The sequence below is a fragment of the Variovorax sp. CCNWLW186 genome (assembly GCF_037203865.1).
In the GTDB taxonomy this organism is placed as follows: Bacteria; Pseudomonadota; Gammaproteobacteria; order Burkholderiales; family Burkholderiaceae_C; genus Variovorax.
The window spans coordinates 53338-71094 of record NZ_JBBCBO010000020.1; the positions used below are offsets into that span (position 1 = coordinate 53338).

The window sequence follows — 17757 nt, forward strand, 5'->3', positions numbered from 1 at the left end:
AAAAGGGCCCGAGAGGGCCCTTTGTTAGTTGGCGCCGCGGGGCGCCTTCGCTCGGTTCGATCAGTCGCGTTCGCCGCCGGCAATGCCCAGCAGGGCCAGCAGGCTCTGGAACACGTTGAACAGGTCCAGGTAGAGCGCGAGCGTGGCGCTGATGTAGTTGGTTTCGCCGCCGTCCATGATCTGCTTCAGGTCATAGAGCATGAAGGCCGAGAAAATGCCGATGGCGGCCACCGAGATGGCCATCATGCCGGCGCTCGAGCCGACGAAGACGTTGATGATGGCGCCCACCATCAGCACCATGGCGCCGACGAAGAGCCACTTGCCCATGCCGGACAGGTCGCGCTTGATCACGGTGGCCAGCGAAGCCATCACGAAGAACACGCCGGCGGTGCCGCCGAACGCGGTCATGATGAGCTCGGAGCCGTTCTTGAAGCCCAGCACCATGGCGATGAGCCGCGACAGCATCAGGCCCATGAAGAAGGTGAAGGCCAGCAGCACCGGCACGCCGGCGGCCGAGTTCTTGGTTTTCTCGATGGCGAACATGAAGCCGAAGGCGCCGCCGAGGAAAACGATAAGGCCCAGCCCGCCCGTGAGCGAGCGGGTAATACCGGTGCTCACGCCGATCCATGCGCCCAGCACGGTGGGCAACAGGCTCAGGGCGAGCAGCCAGTAGGTGTTGCGCAGGACGCGTTGGCGCTCAGCCTGCGGCAGCACCTGGCCGTAGCCGGTGGAAGTGTCGAGGGTGGTCACGCGGTCGTTCATGGCAGTAGCTCCTTTGGTTGCTGCACTGACGCAGTTGGGCGCATTCTAGGGTTCTGCAAGAGGGGGTGATACAAAGACCGTATGGATGATGGTCCTAAGGGCGCCGGGACCGGCCGGCTCTTTGGCCGTTATGCTCTTGGGTTTTACGCAACCGACGCTCAAAATGAAGACCAAGTCCTTCCTCGAACTCGCCGACGTCAAGGCCATTGCCGCAGCCGCGGAAGCCGAAGCCCTGAAGAACAATTGGGCCGTCACCATTGCCATTTCGGACGATGCAGGCAACCTGCTCTGGCTCCAGCGCCTGGACGGGGCTGCGGCGCTGTCTTCGCACATTGCCCCGGCCAAGGCCCATACCGCAGCCATGGGCCGCCGCGAAAGCAAGGTCTATGAAGACATCATCAACGGCGGCCGCACCGCGTTTCTCACGGCGCCCGCCGTGCAGGGCCTGCTGGAAGGCGGCGTGCCGATCGTGAAGGACGGCCAGGTGATCGGCGCCGTCGGCGTGAGCGGTGTGAAGTCGAACGAAGATGCCCAGATTGCCAAGGCCGGCATCGCTGCGCTCGGCCTTTGAAGTAACTCGTCCGGCGGGGCTGTGCTCTGCGGAAAGCAAAACGCCGACTTCAAGGTCGGCGTTTTCTTTTCGGGTATTCAGCGTGAAAAAAAGCTTGGCTAGTCGGCGAACCGTTGGCTAGCAAAAAACGACCCTTCGGAGATGAATCTCCTGGAGTCGCCCCACGATGAAACTTGCGTGAAGGGCGGGCTGATGCTTACTTGGTAAGAATCAGCTTGCCGAGTTTGGTCGCCTGAAGACGATAGAGGGAGCCGTTGTGCATGATGCCCACGGTCTTGCTTCCCTTGAGAAGCTCCGTGCTTTCGACCATTGGCGCCGGACGGGGAGCCTGGATGGACGCATGTCCGCCACCCGATTGGTCGAGCGACGGATGGCTCAGAACAGAAAAGGCGTTCGGTTTGGCTTGCATCTGAAATTCCCCTTATCGAAGCGATGAGTGAATGATAATGATTCGCAATAAAAAGTCAATCGCGGCGATCAACTTTTTTTGCGGCATTCAGTGACTTACTTCGCGTCAGGTTCGGTAATGAAGCCGATCTTGCGCACGCCGGCCTCACGGGCCGCCGACATCGCCTTTGCAACGCGCTCGTAGCGCACTTCCTTGTCGCCGCGGATGTGCAGCTCGGGCTGCGGGTTCTTCGCAGCTTCGGCCGCGAGGCGGCCGGGCAGTTCGCCGTCCGCGATCTTCTGCTCGTTCCAGTAGTAGTCGCCCTGGGCAGAAATGCTGAACAGGATGTTCTCCGGCTTGGCCTGCTCGGGCTCGCTGGTGGCGCGGGGGAGGTCGATGTTGACCGCGTGCTTCATCACCGGCACGGTGATGATGAAGATGATGAGCAGCACCAGCATGACGTCGACCAGCGGCGTCATGTTGATCTCGTTCATCACCTCATCGGGTTCGTCCTGGGTACCGAAAGCCATGATGCTCAGCCCTTCTTGAGCGGAACCACGATGGCGTCGCCGCTGCCGCTTTGCACGCGCGCGCCGGTCACGAAGTAGGCGTGCAGGTCATGGGCAAAGCTGTTGAGCTTGGTCAGCACGAACTTGTTGCCGCGAACCAGCGCGTTGTAGCCCAGCACCGCCGGAATGGCCACCGCCAGGCCCAGCGCCGTCATGATCAGCGCCTCGCCGATGGGGCCCGCCACCTTGTCGATGGTGGCTTGGCCGGCCGAGCCGATGCTCATGAGCGCGTGATAGATGCCCCACACCGTGCCGAAGAGGCCGATGAACGGCGCGGTCGAGCCGACCGAAGCCAGGATGGCAAGGCCGGTTTGCAGGCGCGCCGTGAAAGCGTCGATGCCGTTGCGCAGTGCGCGCGTGATCCAGTCGCTCACGTCGAGCGCATCATGCAGATGGGCCTTGGTGTTGCGGTGGTGCGCAGCCGCTTCACGGCCTTCGAGCGCCAGTGCGCGGAACGGGTTGCTGTCGTCCTTGCCGAGCTTGTTCAGCGCGGTTGCAAAGTCTTCGCTGTGCCAGAAGTCCTGCGAGTGCTTGGCAAGGCGCTTGTATTTGATGACGTCGAGGGCCTTGACGATGATCACGATCCACGACGCAAGCGACATGCCGATCAACAGCACCGCGACGGCCTTGGTGACGAAATCGCCCTGGTTCCAGACGTTCATCAAGCCGAATTGGGATTCCATACGAAGTTGCTCCAGAGAAAAATTAGTTCAATTTGAATGAGAAGGGCGCCCGCAGCAGGTAGGTCGTCTGTGCGTTGCCTCCTGTTTGCCTGAAGGGCGTGACCTGGGCGGTTCGGGCGGCGCTCAGCGCGGCTTCGTCGAGGCGTTCGAAGCCGCTGGATTTGTAGAGTTCGACCCGCTTGGCGAAGCCTTCGCTGTCGAAGTAGATCGAGACGACCGTCGTTCCCGACTCGCCCAGGCGCCGGCTCATGCTCGGGTAGACGAGCTTGGGCTCTCTTATATAGCGGGTCTGGCCCTCGGAGATCTCGATCATCCGCGGTGCCGGCGGGGCGGGGGGCGCGGGCGGCGGTGCGGGTGGCGCAGGCGGAGCCGGCGCCTCGACCGGGGGTGCGGGGGGAGGCGGCTCGGTCACGCCCACGGGCGCAGCGGGGGCGGGTGTCGGCTTGGGTTCGCGAATTGCCACCGGGCGGGGCGGAGGCTTGACGGCCTCGGGCTTGCGCTGGGGGGGCGGCGGCGGTGGGGGAGGCGGCGGCTCGGCCGGCTTGGGTGGTTCGACGAACTGGCTCAGTATTTCTACAGGAATCACCACTTCGGCAGCGCGGCGCAACAGGCCGCTTTGCAGCGCCCACAGCGCGGCTGCATGAAACAGGATCACGCCTCCGGCAATGAGTGCATTGCGCGAGAGGCCCAGAACGGAGGGAGGGGGGGCAAAGCGGTCAGACACGATCAACCAATTCGAATGCGGGCACGCACGGAACGCGCCCCGATTGCAGCAAAACCGCTACGACTACTGTTTACTTACGAAAGATCCACCAGACGGAGCCTGCGACGAGTATCAGGCTGCCGCCGATTGCCGAGAAGAGTTCCATGCCTTGCTTTCCGAAATGGAGGTGGCAAGCTGGATCGCACTCGTTCCGGATTCGCGGTTCAACGCGGCGACCGGGTGCGAGGCGCTGCACTGCGCGACGATATCGCGCGCACAACCTTCACATTGACCACACTGGGTGGCCACGCCAAGCTCGAATTGCACTTCGTCGAAAGTCATGCCGGCCCGCACATGACGTGCGATTTCACGGTCGGAGACTCGGCGGCAGACGCAAACGATCATGGCGGTGAAAGCGGCAGTGGCTGGCTGGTTTGGGTTCGAGCCGATTATAAATACGAATCTCTCGCATTTTCAATAACTATGGCCGGAGAGAGGCCTTCCGTACTGTTATGGGAGAAAGTAGCATTTTGACAACAGCGAATCTAAATGTGAATGATTAAGACTACGCCGGCACTACACTCCAGCCCAATTTCGGCAAGCCACTACCGTTAAAGCGGTCCCAGCCAGCCATTCAAACCAGCCGTTTGGCTTTCTGGGAGGTCATCTTGTCCAATGTTGCCGGTCGGCGCGCTCGTGTGTCGCGCCCCAAGTCTTCTTCTGTTTCCGCCACCGGCAGCCTGCCGCGAGAAGCGGCAGTCCTGCCTTTTGGCGCGCTGATGCTGGCCGCTTCGGTCAGCAGCTGGGCGCAGACACCGCCGGCCACGGTGCAGGGCGGCACGCTCGGAACCGTCACGGTGACCGAGCAGGCCGAAGCGCAGGGCAAGGACCAGGTCCAGACCAGGAAGACCAACATCGGCAAGGGAACGCAGGAAATCCGCGATATTCCCCAGTCGATCAACGTCATCACAGAGAAGCTGATCGACGACGTCAAGCTCGACACCCTCAAGGACGCCTTGCACTACTCGGCCGGCATTACCTTTGCGGCAACGGAGAACGGCACCGACCAGGACATCCGTCTGCGTGGTTTCCCCGTGGCAACCGTGGGCGACCTGCTGATCGACGGCATGCGCGACCCTTCGCAGTACGACCGTGACACCTTCAATCTCGAGCGCATCGAGGTGCTGCGCGGCTCCGCTTCGATGATTTTCGGACGCGGCTCCACGGGCGGCGTGATCAACCAGGTCTCCAAGAAGCCCTTGCTGGCCGACCAGACCGACGTGGAAGCCACGGTCGGCTCGCGCGGCTACTACCGCACCACGGCGGACTTCAACGTTCGCACGGGCGAAACCTCGGCATTGCGAATCAACGCAATGTGGAACAAGGCCGACAACGGCGGTGCCAAGATCGACAAGTACGGCATTGCGCCTTCGTACAGCTGGGGCGTCGGCACGGCCAACGAGTTCACCGTGGGGCTGTTCCACCTGAACGTGGACAACGTTCCGCTGTCGGCAGTTCGCTGGGTGGCGACCGGTCGGCAAGGCATTACCGGCTACAACGCGAGCGGTGTGCCGACTATCGGCAGCCTGGGCACCCTCGCGCCTGTCAAGCCCGGCAGCTTCTACGGCACCACGGCCGACAAGCTCCTTGGCAAGGCTACCTACGGCACGGCTTCGTGGCTCCATCGCTTCGACGACGGCGGCGAACTGCGCACCCAGGTGCGCTCGGGCACCTTCGACCGCAACCAATGGTCGACGGCCGCCGGGGCCAGCACCACGTTCGGTGCCCCCACCACGCTGGCCAATTTCAGCGAATACACGATGCTCACCCGCAGCGGCCTGACGCCGCGCAAGGATGAGTACAAGGGCACCTACCTGCAAAGCGACTACAGCAAGGAGCTGAACTGGGGCGGCATGAAGCACCAGCTGCTGGCCGGCGTCGACGCCTCGAAGGAGGAGGCGAGCCGCTACCAGAACGACGCCTTCTTCAACAACAGCTTCCGAGGCCGCGCGCTGGGCTCGCGAGCCAACACCTTCGTCGGCACGCCGAACGACGGTGCGGGCTTGAGCGGCACGTTCGTGGAGCCGGTGTACCGCGATTCGAGCGCCTATTCCGCGAAGTCGGTCGGCATCTACCTGCAGGACCTGGTCGAGGTGGCGCCCGATTGGAAGGTTCTCGGCGGCGTGCGCTACGACCGACTGAGCGGTGATTTCGACCAGTACACCTATTCGAACCCCGCCTGCGTGAGGCCCACTCCGGCACCGCGCGGCTATACGCAAACGGCGAATTGCAGCGACCGTCGCGAGCGCTATTCCGCCGGCAGCCCGTTCCCGACCGTCACCAGCACCCATCTGTCGCAGGGCGCATGGAGCTACCGCGCCGGCGTGCTGTACCAACCTTCGACCACGCAGTCGTATCACCTGTCGTACAGCACCTCGTTCAATTCGTCGGCCGACACCTATCAGTATGTGTCGCCCCAGACCGCGGGCACGCCGCCCGAGAAGAGCCGCAACATCGAACTGGGCGCCAAGCTCGACTGGCTCGACGGCAAGCTCTCGACGCGCGCGGCCATCTTCCGCACGGAAAAGACCAACGAGCGCACCACCGATTCGGACTTCGCGGGCAGCTCCTATCTGCTGTCGGGCAAGCGCCACTCGCAGGGTCTCGAGCTCGACGTGGTGGGCCGCCTCACGTCGCAGTGGGAAGTGTATTTCTCGTACTCTTTCATTCCCAGGGCAACCATCGACCAGGTGGGCAGCACTGCAACGCCCGGTACCGTAGGCTCGCGCGTCGGCCTGACGCCCAAGCACAGCGGCGCGGCATGGATCAGCTACCAGGCCACGCCCAAGCTGCGCATTGCAGGCGGCGTGCGCGGCGCGTCCGAAAACCGACCGCTGCAAGGCGTCACCGGTGCCGCCAGCCTGGCGAACAGCACCCCCGGCTATGTGGTCGGCGACATGATGCTCGAGTACAAGTTCACGCCCGACCTGTATGCGCAGCTCAACGTGAACAACGTGACGAACAAGCTCTACGGCGATCAGCTCTACCCGGGCTTTGCAATTGCCGGTGCGAAGCGCACGGTGCTCTTCACGGTCGGGGCGCGCTTCTAAAGGTCTCTTGAGTTTCTAGAATAGCCAACGCCGTTCCTCCTTACACATGCTCTTGCACATTCGCGAAGTGCTCTCGCTCGACGAGGTTCGTCAAGCCAGGGAAATTCTGGGCCAAGCACCTTGGGAGGACGGCCGCCTGACCGCGGGCGAGCAGTCCGCCAAGGCGAAGAACAACGAGCAGCTGCGGGAAGACTGCGAAGAAACCCGAGCCGTTCAGCAACTGCTGCTAAGGGGCCTCGAGCGGCACCAGGTTTTCTTCTCGGCCGCTTTGCCGAAGCAGATCTCGCCGCCTCTGTTCAATCGCTACGGCGGTGAGTCCAACAGCTTCGGCAATCATGTGGACAGTGCGGTTCGTTTTCTTCGCGACGGCTCGGGACGGGTGCGCACGGACATCTCGTGCACCCTGTTCCTGGCCGAACCGGGTGAATACGACGGCGGCGAACTGGTCATCGAGGACACCTTCGGCACCCAGCGCGTCAAGCTTGCCGCGGGCGACATGGTGCTCTATCCGGGCACCAGCGTTCACCGGGTGCTGCCCGTCACGCGGGGCTATCGGCTGGCGAGCTATTTCTGGATCCAGAGCATGGTGCGCAGCGACGAACAGCGCCGGCTGCTGTTCGAAATGGACAACCATCTGCGCCACCTTCGCAGTAAATATGGCGAGACCGACTCCGGCGTGATCGGCCTCACGAGCACGTACCACAACTTGCTGCGCATGTGGCTCGACATTTGAGCCGCGGCGCGGTGCCTGCCTGTCAGGAAACGCATTCATGATGAACACGACACTTCTTTCCGCCGCAGCAGTCGCGGCCGCAATTTTCTGGTCCGCATCGGCGTCTGCCCAGTTCGTCGACCACGACGCCGTCAAATGCACACCGGTTCCCAAGGAGCAAATGCGTCCGCAGATGGAACTGCAGCGCAAGCTGACCGGCGAAGGCTGGAAGGTTCGCCAGATCAAGAACTTCAATGGCTGCTACGAGGTCTACGGCTTCGACGAAAAGGGCCAGCGCACCGAAGCATTCTTCGACCCCAAGACCTTCGAGAAGGTCGGTCAGGTGAAGCAGCCGTCCTGAGGATGCGCAAGGTGCGTGCAGTGCCAGCGCGTGCGTCGGCGCAGGTCTGGGCGCTTTGGCTGCGCGCAACGCATTGGGCGCTGGTCGCCGCCATTGCCGTGGCGTGGTTCAGCGGCGAGGCGTTGCTGCGGCAGCACGAACTGGCCGGCTACGCGACGTTGGTCCTGGTTGCGGGCCGCTGCATCGGCGGATGGCTCGGAGGCCGCTATGCAAAATTCAAGCAGTTTGTGCGGCCTCCGTCGCAGGTGCTGCGCTATGCGGCCGAAGTGCTCGCACGGCGCGAGAAGCGCTACCTGGGCCACAACCCGCTCGGCGGCTGGATGGTCGTCGCTTTGCTTGCCACGGTAACGTCTGTCGGCGTCACGGGCTGGATGTATTCGCTGGATATGTTCTGGGGATTGGCGTGGGTGGAATGGCTTCACCGCACATTGGCCTGGACACTGGTGGCGCTGATTGCGCTGCATCTGGCCGGCGTTGCTTTCACGAGCTGGCGGCACCGGGAGAACCTGGTCGGCGCCATGTTCAGTGGGCGCAAGCGCCCCGAAGAGCCGGGCGACATCGCCTGACGGCGGCGCCCCGCTCGCCGAAAAGGGCCTGGCGGCCCCTTTTCGGAGTTCAGCCGATCTCGCCCATCTGCGACTGCAGGTAGTTCTGCAGCCCGACCTTGTCGATCAGGTCGATCTGGGTTTCGAGGAAGTCGATGTGCTCTTCCGTGTCGTCCAGGATTTCTTGCAACAGGTCGCGTGACACGTAGTCGCGAACGGTTTCGCAGTACGCGATGCCGTCCTTGATGGTGGCTTGCGCGCCGGTTTCGGCGCCCAGGTCGCAGCCGAGCAATTCGGGCACGTCTTCACCGATGTTCAGCTTGCCCAGGTCTTGCAGGTTGGGCAGGCCGTCCAGCATGAAGATGCGGTCCATGAGCTTGTCGGCGTGCTTCATTTCGCCGATGGATTCCTCGTATTCCTTCTTGGCCAGCTTGTCCAAGCCCCAGTGCTTGAGCATGCGGTAGTGCAGGAAATACTGGTTGATTGCGGTGAGCTCGTTCTTGAGCTGCGCCTGCAGATGTTCGATGACCTTGGGGTCGCCCTTCATGATTGTTTTCCTTGTTCTGAAAGTAGGGATTGTGAGAGGGGCGAGCGAGCTCTTGCAAGCAATCCCATGCTCCGCTGGTCTGCATGCGTTTGATGGTGATACACGTTCGTATTCGAGCAGGAGGCGAGGGCGACCTTGCCTTTGGTTTTCATAGGCCGCAGCGATACAGTCGATAGCTGATTACTATGAATTTGTCTTATTTGGTAGCTATACTCATGGCTCGCACTTATTTTTGTCCACCCGCAGCATCCAAGGAAGCAACATGTCCCTGATCAACACCCAAGTCCAACCCTTCAAGACCCAGGCCTACCTCAACGGCAAGTTCATCGATGTGTCCGACGAGACGCTCAAGGGCAAATGGTCCGTGCTGATCTTCATGCCGGCGGCATTTACCTTCAACTGCCCGACCGAAGTCGAAGACGCGGCCGACAACTACCCCGAGTTCCAGAAGCTGGGCGCCGAGGTCTACATCGTGACCACCGACACACACTTCTCGCACAAGGTGTGGCATGACACGTCGCCCGCCGTGGGCAAGGCCAAGTTCCCGCTGGTGGGCGACCCGACCCACGCGCTGACCAACGCTTTCGGCGTGCACATCCCCGAAGAAGGCCTGGCACTGCGCGGCACCTTCGTGATCAACCCCGAAGGCATCATCAAGACTGCCGAAGTGCACTCCAACGAAATCGCCCGCGACGTCAAGGAAACCCTGCGCAAGCTGAAGGCAGCGGTTTACACCGCCGCTCACCCGAACGAAGTCTGCCCGGCCAAGTGGAATGAAGGCGACAAGACCATCGCTCCGTCGTTCGACCTCGTCGGCAAGATCTAAGCGTCCCGCGCGAAAGCCCGGGCGCTCACGAGGCCCCGGGCTTTTTTGCCCCAAGTTGATAGTTTTAAGTTATCGAAAGAGAGTCCCTCATGCTTGACGCCAGCACCAAAGCCCAATTGAAGAGTTACCTCGAACGCGCCACGCAGCCGATCGAGATCGTCGCCTCGCTCGACGACAGCAAGGCCTCGGGCGAAATGCTGTCGCTGCTGAAGGACGTTGCGGAAGCGTCTCCGCTGGTCAAGCTGACCGAAAGCCGCGACGACAGCCATCGCAAGCCCTCTTTCTCGGTCAACCGCCCAAGCGAGAACCACGGCCCGCGTTTTGCCGGCTTGCCGATGGGCCATGAATTCACGTCGCTGATCCTTGCGCTGCTGCAGATCGGCGGCTATCCCCCGAAGGTCGAAGAAGCCGTGCTCGAGCAGATTCGCGCGCTCGACGGCGACTTCGAGTTCGAGATCTACGTTTCGCTTACCTGCCACAACTGCCCCGACGTGGTCCAGGCGCTGAACCTGATGGCCATCCAGAACCCGCGTATCCGCACCACGATGATCGAGGGCGGCACCTTCCAGGACGAAGTGAAGGAACGCCAGATCATGGCTGTGCCGACCGTGTTCCTGAACGGCACCGAATTCGGCCAGGGCCGCATGAGCCTGGAAGAAATCCTCGCGAAGATCGACACAAGCGGCGTCGAGCGGGAGGCGAAGAAGATCGCCGCCAAGGACCCGTTCGACGTGCTGATCGTCGGCGGCGGCCCTGCCGGCGCCGCGGCTGCCGTGTATGCGGCGCGCAAGGGCATCCGCACCGGCGTGGCATCGGAGCGCTTCGGCGGCCAGGTGCTCGACACGCTGGGCATCGAGAACTTCATCTCGGTCAAGGAAACCGAAGGACCGAAGTTCGCCCATGCGCTCGAAGAGCACGTGCGCGACTACGACGTCGACATCATGAACCTGCAGCGCGCCAAGGCGCTTGTTCCGGGCAAGGACCTCATCGAGGTGCAGCTCGAGAGCGGCGCTTCGCTCAAGAGCAAGTCGATCATCATCTCGACCGGTGCGCGCTGGCGCAACATCAACGTGCCCGGCGAGCACGAGTTCAAGAACAAGGGCGTGGCTTACTGCCCGCACTGCGACGGCCCGCTGTTCAAGGGCAAGCGCGTCGCGGTCATCGGCGGCGGCAACTCGGGTGTCGAAGCAGCCATCGACCTGGCCGGCATCGTGGGCCATGTCACGCTGATCGAGTTCGACACCGCGCTGCGTGCCGACGCCGTGCTGCAGCGCAAGCTCAAGAGCCTGAGCAACGTCGACGTGTTCACCAACGCGCAAACCACCGAGATCACCGGCGACCAGAAGGTCAGCGGCCTGGTCTACAAGGACCGCGCGACGGGCGAGCTGAAGAAGGTCGAGCTCGAAGGCGTGTTCATCCAGATCGGCCTGGTGCCCAATACCGATTGGCTCAAGGGCGTGGTCGAACTGACGAAGCACGGCGAGATCGTGGTCGACGCCAGGGGGCAGACCTCGGTACCGGGCGTGTTTGCCGCGGGCGACGTGACGACAGTGCCGTTCAAGCAGATCATCATTGCGGCAGGTGATGGTGCCAAGGCGGCGCTGGGCGCGTTCGATCATTTGATCCGCACGTCGGCACCGGCTTGAGCGACTGGAAAAACTGTAGCCCGAGTAGGTTGCAAGTTGTACAAATGAGAATTATTCTCATACAATAGTGGTCAAGGGCAGCACGCCCTTTTCCGCCAGCCAGGTCAATGGGCGCAGCACTTGCGCCAAGGTCCAGCAAGCAGTTCTTCAACTGTTTTCTGGACCTTTTTCGTGGCCTCCCAATTCAACCTACCCTCCCAACGTTTTGCACTTCTGCCCTGGCTGATTGCCACCGGCTTCGGCATGTCCGCGCCTGCCTGGTCCCAGCAGCTCGCAGTACTGAATGAAGTGGTGGTGAGCGGCTCGCGTTCTGAACAGGCCAGGGACGACTTGCCGGTCAGCGTGGAGGTCATCAATCGGGAAGACATCGAGTCCAAGCAGATCAACGACATCCGCGATGCGGTGCGCGATCTGCCCAATGTTTCAGTCAAGCGCTCGCCAGCGCGCTTCGGGCTGGCGCAGGGCAACACGGGCCGCGACGGCAACGCCGGCTTCAACATTCGCGGGCTCGACGGCAACCGGGTGCTGCTGCTGACCGACGGCATCCGCACGCCGCGCAGCTACGTCTTCAGCGCCAACGCCTTCGGCCGCGACTACTTCGACATCGGCCTCGTCGAGCGCATCGAGATCATCAAGGGTCCGGCTTCGGCACTCTACGGTTCGGACGGCCTGGCCGGCCTGGTCAACTTCGTGACCCGCGAACCCGCGTCTTTCCTGCGCGAAGGCCGCAACTTCGGTGGGAGTGCAAGCATCGGCTACAGCGGCGACGACAACGGCGTGCGCGGCGGTGTCACGCTTGCCGGCAAGGCCAACGACACGCTGCAGTGGCTCATTTCGGCCAACGCAGGTCGCGCCAGCGAACTCGAGAACATGGGCACGCTCAATGTGCCCAATGTGGACCGCACCACGCCCAATCCGCAGCGAGACAGCAACCGCGCGCTGCTGGCCAAGGCCATTCTCACGCCCAACGCAGACCAGCGGCATTCGTTCACCTTCGAGCACATCGAGAAGACCAGCCGCTACGACCTGCTCACGGGCATTGCCAAGCCTCCTTATGCGTCCACCTCCGTGGTCGGCCTCAACGCGAAGACCGACCTGGAGCGCGACCGCTTTACCTACGAAGGCCGGCTGCGCCTGAACGCCGCCGTGGCCGACAACCTGCTCGCGGTCGTGAGTTACCAGAAGGCCAAGTCGCGCGAGTTCATCTATGAGGACCGCTTCACCGCTGCCGACCGCACGCGCGACGTGACCTACGACGAGAACACCTGGCAGCTTGGCCTGCAGGCCGACAAGACGCTCCGCATGGGTGAGTGGGCGCAGAAGATCACCTACGGATTCGACTACACGCGCACCAACGTCGAGAACCTGCAGACTGGCCTGGTGCCGCCCACCGGCGAGAGCTATCCGCTCAAGCGCTTTCCCGATACGCGCGAAACGTCGTCGGCGTTCTACGTGCAGGATGAATTCATCCATGACCGCTGGAGCATCACGCCCGGCATTCGCTTCGACCGCTTCTCGCTCGATGCGAAGCAGGCCGGCTTCAACGCGCAGGCCGTGTCGCTGTCAGGCTCGGCTGTATCGCCCAAGCTGGGCGTGCTGTTCCGTGCCACGCCGCAATGGAGCGTCTACGGCAACTACGCATCCGGCTTCAAGGCGCCCAACGCGTTCCAGGTCAACAACTTTTTCGAGAACGTGATCCAGGGCTACAAGACGATTCCCAATCCGAATCTCAAGCCTGAAAAAAGCCAGAACATCGAACTCGGCGTGCGCGGGCGCACCGGCATCCTGAGCTTCGACGTGGCTGCGTTCACCGGGGACTACAAGAACCTCATCGAGAACGACAAGCTCGTCGGCGGCCGCGGCATTCCGCGCATCGATCCGTTGGTATACCAGTCGGTCAACGTGGGACGCGCGCGCATCAGCGGTTTCGAAATCAAGGGCGAGCTCGACTTCACCGAAAACGGCACCGGTTTCTCCGTGCCCTTTGCCTACGGCCAGACGCGTGGCCGCGACCGCACCAACAACCGGCCGCTCAACTCGATCGATCCGCAGAAGTTCAGCGCCGGCCTCAAGTACCAGGCGCCGTCCTGGAGCGTGCGCCTGGACGCAGTGCACCACAGCGCCAAGGAGTGGGAGGACGTCGATCGCAGCGAAGTGACGACCGGCCTGCAGTTCCGCACGCCGCAAGCCACCACGCTGGACATCAGCGCGCAGTGGCGCATCAAGAAGGACCTGCGCCTTAACGCCTCGGTAACCAACCTCACCAACAAGCGCTATTGGATGTGGAGCGATGTGCGCGGGGTGACGACGACCTCGGCCATCCGCGATGCCTACACGCAGCCGGGCCGCAGCTTCAATGTCTCGCTCGTGGCCGACTTCTGAAAACGCCCCATGGCAACCCGGCAAATCAAACAACAGGAAACCCGATGACCTTGGAAGAAATTCGCGCCCGCTTCTCTGAACTGCGTGCCAAAGGCATGCGCCACAAGGATGCCGCCGCCGCCATGGACTTGTCCGAAGGCGCGGCCATTGCCGCGCACGCAGGCACGCACGACAAGTCCTTGCACGCCACGCGGCTGAAGGGCCCGTGGGTCGAGCTGCTGCAGGCACTGGAGCTTTGCGGCCCGGTGCTCGCGCTGACGCGCAACGAGACCACGGTGCACGAGAAAACGGGTGTCTACGAGAAAGTCTCGGGCAGCGACAAGATGGGGCTCGCGTTGGGCGAGGCCATCGACCTGCGCCTTTTCTTCAGCCGCTGGCATGCAGGCTTTGCGGTGAATGAAGCGGCGGCCAATGCGGGCGTGCCGCCTTCGCTGAGCCTGCAGTTCTTCAATGCGCGGGGCGTGGCGGTCCACAAGATCTTCGCGCGGGACGCCACGGACCGCGATGCATTCCAATCGGTCATCGACACGTACACCGCACCGGAAAGCACGGTGCAGTTCGAGCCGGCTGAAGACAAGGCCGTACCGCGCGACGACGGCACCATCGATGCACGCGGTCTCTCCGATGCATGGCGGGCCATGCAGGACACGCACGAGTTCTTCGGGCTGCTGAACAAGTTCGAGGCCGAGCGCCAGCAGAGCTTTCGCCTGACCGAAGGCGAGTTCACGCAACGCGCCGAACTGCACGCCGTTCGCGACCTGCTGCTCGAGGCGTCTTTCGACGGCACGCCGATCATGGTGTTCGTGAGCAGCCCCGGCTGCATACAGATTCACAGCGGCCCGGTGTCGCGGATCGAGCCGATGGAAATACCCAGCAGAGACGGGAACGCGCCGCCCGTTCGCTGGCTCAACGTGCTCGACACCGGCTTCAACCTGCATCTGCGGGAGGACTGCATCCAGAACGTGTGGATCGTCGAAAAGCCCACCAGCGACGGCATCGTCACCTCCGTCGAGGCCTTCGACAAGGACGGTGAGCTGATGGCCATGTTCTTCGGCGCGCGCAAGCCCGGCGTGCCCGAGCGCGAAGAGTGGCGCCGCATCGTGCGGAATCTTCCGCGTTCAACTCGGGCGACCGCGCAGTCCGCGTGAACATCGCCAAAGACGCATCGTGCCTTGACTGTGATCCGATATCCAATGAGCGAACTTCACCTTGATCCGACTCCTTGCGCTGTGCATCGCCGCAAAGCGCTGCGCCTTCTCTCGGCCGCTTCGTTCGGTGCCGCCGCGCTGCCCTTGTTCGCACAGTCGGCAAAGCTTCCGAGGCTGGTAACCGTGAGCGGTGCCATCACCGAGGTGGTGTATGCGCTCGGCGCGGAGGGCCAGCTCGTCGGCACCGACACCACCAGCCTTTACCCGGCTGCCGCACGCGGCACGCCCAAGGTCGGCTACATGCGGCAGCTGTCCGCCGAGGGGCTGCTGTCGCTGAAGCCCGATGCGATCATCGCGACCAATGAATCCGGCCCTGCGGTCGTGCTCGACCAGGTTCGCAGCGCCGGGGTCAAGATCGAGGTCATCGAGGCCGACCACACCTGGGGCGAGGTGCAGCGCAAGGTGCAGGCCGTTGGCCGTGCGGCCGCCAGGGAGGCGCAGGCGCGTGAACTGCAGGCCAGGCTCGATGCCGAATGGGCGCAGGTGCAGCAGCGCATCGGCGCTGCGAAGGGGCGCAAGCCGAAGGTGCTCTTCGTGCTGTCGCACAGCGCGAGTCCGCAGGTGTCGGGCGAGAAGACGGCGGCGCATTCGGTGATCGGCTTTGCGGGCGGCGTCAATGCGATGAGCGGCTTCCAGGGCTACCGTCCGATGACGGCCGAGGCTATGGCCAGCGCCGCGCCCGACGTCATCCTCACGAGCACCCAGAGTATCGAAGCCCACGGCGGCGTCGACCGGTTCTGGCAACGGCCCGAGCTCGCGCTTACGCCGGCTTATAGAAAGCGCGCGCTGATCACGCAGGACGCCTTGCTGCTGCTCGGCTTCGGTCCGCGCCTGCCGGCGGCGATCGGCGAGCTCCACGAGAAATTCCAGGCGGCGCAGGCATGAGCCAGCGCCTCGGTTTTGGAACCGTGTTGTGCGGCAGCATGCTGCTGCTCGCGGTGGCCTTTGCAACGGGAGCGATTTCGGGCGCCTATGCGATCAGTCTCTCGCAGCTCTGGAATGTGTTGGCCTCAGTGGGGCTGGGCAGTGCGGGCAATCCGTCGCCCGAGCACCTGGTGTTCCTCAACATTCGCCTGCCGCGGCTGATCCTCGGCATGGCGGCCGGCGCCGGGCTCGGCATGGCGGGCACCCTGATGCAGGGCCTGTTCCGCAATCCCTTGGCAGACCCCGGGCTGATCGGCATCAGCAGCGGGGCGGCGCTGGCAGCGGGCATCACCATCGTGCTCGGTGCCTGGTTCTGGCCCGTGCTGCCGCGCACGCTGGGAAGCTGGACACTGGTGGCCATGGCTTTCGGCGGCGGCTTCATCGTGACCCTGCTGATCTACGGCCTTTCCCGCAGCGAAGGCGGCACGCGCATGGCGCTGATGCTGCTGGCGGGCATTGCCATCAACGCGCTGGCAAGCGCAGGGCTCGGCCTGCTGAGTGTCATGGCCACCGACGAGCAGTTGCGCAGCCTGCAGTTCTGGCTCCTGGGCAGCCTGGGAGGCGCGCGCTGGAGCGCGGTGTTGCTCGTGTGCGCGGCGGTGTTTCTTTCTTGCTGGGCGGCGGCTTCACTTGCTTCGCCGCTGAACGCCATTGCGCTCGGCGAGGCGCAGGCGGCGCTGCTCGGGGTGGACGTCGAGCGCACCAAGCGGCGCGCCGTCGTCATCACGGCGGTGGCCGTGGGGGCGATAACGGCCACGACCGGAATCATCGGCTTCATCGGGCTGATTGCGCCGCACTGGGTGCGCATGCTGGCCGGGCCTGATCACCGCGTGGTGCTGCCGGCCTCGGCTCTGCTGGGCGCCGTGCTGGTGCTTGCAGCCGATACGGTGGCGCGGACCGTGATTGCGCCTGCCGAGTTGCCGCTGGGCGTGCTCACCGCGTTCATCGGCGTGCCCGTGTTCTTGCTGCTGCTGCGGCATTTCAGGGGGCGCATATGACGTCGGCCGAGCACAACCGGGCGCCGCTGCTGTCGTGCGCGGAGGTGGAGGTTCGCATGGGCGCCAAACTGCTGCTGGCCAACGCCTCGGTAAACCTGGCGCCGGGCCGCGTGACGGCCATCCTCGGCCCGAACGGCGCGGGCAAGTCGACCCTTCTGTCGGTGCTTTCAGGCCAGCGCGAGCCGACGCGGGGCAGGGTTGTGCTCGACGGCCGGCCGCTCGCGGACCATGGCATGGCGGCGCTGGCGTTGCGTCGCGCGCTGATGCCGCAGGAAAGCGCGGTCGCGTTCGACTTCACCGCGCAGGACATCGTCGCACTCGGCCGCTATCCGCACCGCCGCGCACCGGCTCGAGACGAAGACGACATCATCGGCCGCGCCATGGCGCTGACCGATGTCACGGCGCTGGCGACCCGCATCCTCAATACCTTGTCGGGCGGCGAAAAAGCCCGGGTTCATCTGGCGCGTGCGCTGGCGCAGCTGTGGCATCCGCGTCCGGACGGCGCCACCCGCTGGCTGCTGCTCGACGAGCCCACCGCGGCGCTGGACCTCGCGCACCAGCATTCGGCAATGCGGCTGCTTCGGGCCTGGGCGGCGCAGGGCGTGGGTGTGGTCGCCGTGCTGCATGACCTGAATCTCGCGCGCCGGTACGCCGACGAGGTCGTGGTGCTCGGTGCGGCGGAGGGGCTGCGGCAGGGGCCAACGGCCGAAGTGCTGCAGCCGGAGTTGATCGAGGCGGTCTGGGGCATGCCCTGCCAGCCGGTCAGCAGTGCCGATGGAACGCTGCAATACCTGTTTGGCTAGCGGGCGAGCGATGCCGTTG

The 17757-nt window shown here is 63.7% G+C and carries 19 protein-coding genes; 12 read left to right on the forward strand and 7 right to left on the reverse strand.

The genetic code is table 11. From position 1 onward, the window contains the following. Positions 1-60: 60 nt before the first annotated feature. Positions 61-762, reverse strand: a complete 702-nt coding sequence (locus tag V9K97_RS21035; protein ID WP_126748851.1) for a Bax inhibitor-1/YccA family protein — start codon at positions 760-762, stop codon at positions 61-63. Positions 763-925: 163 nt separating this feature from the next. Here V9K97_RS21035 and V9K97_RS21040 point away from each other — a divergent pair, with 163 nt between their 5' ends. Beyond that, the gene (locus V9K97_RS21040) at positions 926-1333 is read left to right on the forward strand and encodes a GlcG/HbpS family heme-binding protein (RefSeq protein ID WP_028258861.1); all 408 of its coding nucleotides are present in this window, start codon (positions 926-928) and stop codon (positions 1331-1333) included. Between the two features lie 196 nt (positions 1334-1529). Here V9K97_RS21040 and hemP read toward each other — a convergent pair whose 3' ends face one another. The 5 genes from hemP to V9K97_RS21065 form a co-directional block, all read right to left on the reverse strand. After that, positions 1530-1742, reverse strand: a complete 213-nt coding sequence (gene hemP / locus V9K97_RS21045; RefSeq protein ID WP_018903010.1) for a hemin uptake protein HemP — start codon at positions 1740-1742, stop codon at positions 1530-1532. 95 nt (positions 1743-1837) lie between these two features. Next, complete coding sequence (locus V9K97_RS21050; RefSeq protein WP_126748853.1) at positions 1838-2251, reverse strand: ExbD/TolR family protein; 414 nt, start codon at positions 2249-2251, stop codon at positions 1838-1840. A 5-nt stretch (positions 2252-2256) separates the two neighbouring features. Next, positions 2257-2973 carry a MotA/TolQ/ExbB proton channel family protein gene (locus tag V9K97_RS21055; RefSeq protein ID WP_258505287.1) on the reverse strand — a complete coding sequence of 239 codons (717 nt, stop codon included), beginning with the start codon at positions 2971-2973 and terminating at the stop codon, positions 2257-2259. Between the two features lie 22 nt (positions 2974-2995). Then, positions 2996-3700, reverse strand: a complete 705-nt coding sequence (locus tag V9K97_RS21060) for an energy transducer TonB (RefSeq protein ID WP_443303883.1) — start codon at positions 3698-3700, stop codon at positions 2996-2998. Positions 3701-3808: 108 nt separating this feature from the next. Next, complete coding sequence (locus tag V9K97_RS21065; RefSeq protein ID WP_258505289.1) at positions 3809-4081, reverse strand: (2Fe-2S)-binding protein; 273 nt, start codon at positions 4079-4081, stop codon at positions 3809-3811. A gap of 263 nt (positions 4082-4344) precedes the next feature. Here V9K97_RS21065 and V9K97_RS21070 point away from each other — a divergent pair, with 263 nt between their 5' ends. The 4 genes from V9K97_RS21070 to V9K97_RS21085 are packed head-to-tail and all read left to right on the forward strand — an operon-like array spanning position 4345 to position 8425. Then, positions 4345-6786, forward strand: a complete 2442-nt coding sequence (locus V9K97_RS21070) for a TonB-dependent receptor (protein WP_337320415.1) — start codon at positions 4345-4347, stop codon at positions 6784-6786. A gap of 46 nt (positions 6787-6832) precedes the next feature. Next, on the forward strand, positions 6833-7519 hold the full coding sequence (locus V9K97_RS21075) for a Fe2+-dependent dioxygenase (RefSeq protein ID WP_337320418.1): 687 nt from the start codon (positions 6833-6835) through the stop codon (positions 7517-7519). A gap of 37 nt (positions 7520-7556) precedes the next feature. Continuing rightward, positions 7557-7859: a PepSY domain-containing protein gene (locus tag V9K97_RS21080; protein ID WP_337320420.1), complete on the forward strand. Its 303-nt coding sequence runs from the start codon at positions 7557-7559 to the stop codon at positions 7857-7859. Between the two features lie 11 nt (positions 7860-7870). Beyond that, complete coding sequence (locus V9K97_RS21085; protein ID WP_337320422.1) at positions 7871-8425, forward strand: cytochrome b/b6 domain-containing protein; 555 nt, start codon at positions 7871-7873, stop codon at positions 8423-8425. Positions 8426-8474: 49 nt separating this feature from the next. On the opposite strand, the gene bfr is transcribed toward V9K97_RS21085, so the two are convergent. Then, positions 8475-8951, reverse strand: coding sequence for a bacterioferritin (gene bfr / locus V9K97_RS21090; protein WP_126748857.1), 477 nt, complete (start codon positions 8949-8951; stop codon positions 8475-8477). 262 nt (positions 8952-9213) lie between these two features. On the opposite strand from bfr, the gene ahpC reads away from it, so the two are divergent. The 7 genes from ahpC to V9K97_RS21125 all read left to right on the forward strand — a co-directional run bounded on the left by ahpC (position 9214) and on the right by V9K97_RS21125 (position 17738). Beyond that, positions 9214-9777 carry an alkyl hydroperoxide reductase subunit C gene (ahpC, locus tag V9K97_RS21095; RefSeq protein WP_157613151.1) on the forward strand — a complete coding sequence of 188 codons (564 nt, stop codon included), beginning with the start codon at positions 9214-9216 and terminating at the stop codon, positions 9775-9777. A gap of 89 nt (positions 9778-9866) precedes the next feature. Further along, the gene (gene ahpF, locus V9K97_RS21100) at positions 9867-11423 is read left to right on the forward strand and encodes an alkyl hydroperoxide reductase subunit F (protein ID WP_337320424.1); all 1557 of its coding nucleotides are present in this window, start codon (positions 9867-9869) and stop codon (positions 11421-11423) included. A 171-nt stretch (positions 11424-11594) separates the two neighbouring features. Beyond that, on the forward strand, positions 11595-13805 hold the full coding sequence (locus V9K97_RS21105; protein WP_337320425.1) for a TonB-dependent hemoglobin/transferrin/lactoferrin family receptor: 2211 nt from the start codon (positions 11595-11597) through the stop codon (positions 13803-13805). A gap of 44 nt (positions 13806-13849) precedes the next feature. Then, positions 13850-14953, forward strand: a complete 1104-nt coding sequence (locus V9K97_RS21110; RefSeq protein ID WP_337320427.1) for a hemin-degrading factor — start codon at positions 13850-13852, stop codon at positions 14951-14953. A 45-nt stretch (positions 14954-14998) separates the two neighbouring features. After that, entirely contained in the window at positions 14999-15898 is a 900-nt protein-coding gene (locus tag V9K97_RS21115; RefSeq protein ID WP_337320429.1) for a heme/hemin ABC transporter substrate-binding protein, read from the forward strand. Beyond that, the gene (locus V9K97_RS21120; protein ID WP_337320431.1) at positions 15895-16935 is read left to right on the forward strand and encodes a FecCD family ABC transporter permease; all 1041 of its coding nucleotides are present in this window, start codon (positions 15895-15897) and stop codon (positions 16933-16935) included. The genes V9K97_RS21115 and V9K97_RS21120 overlap by 4 nt, the downstream gene beginning before the upstream one ends. Beyond that, positions 16932-17738, forward strand: coding sequence for a heme ABC transporter ATP-binding protein (locus V9K97_RS21125; protein ID WP_258505299.1), 807 nt, complete (start codon positions 16932-16934; stop codon positions 17736-17738). The genes V9K97_RS21120 and V9K97_RS21125 overlap by 4 nt, the downstream gene beginning before the upstream one ends. Positions 17739-17757: the final 19 nt, after the last annotated feature.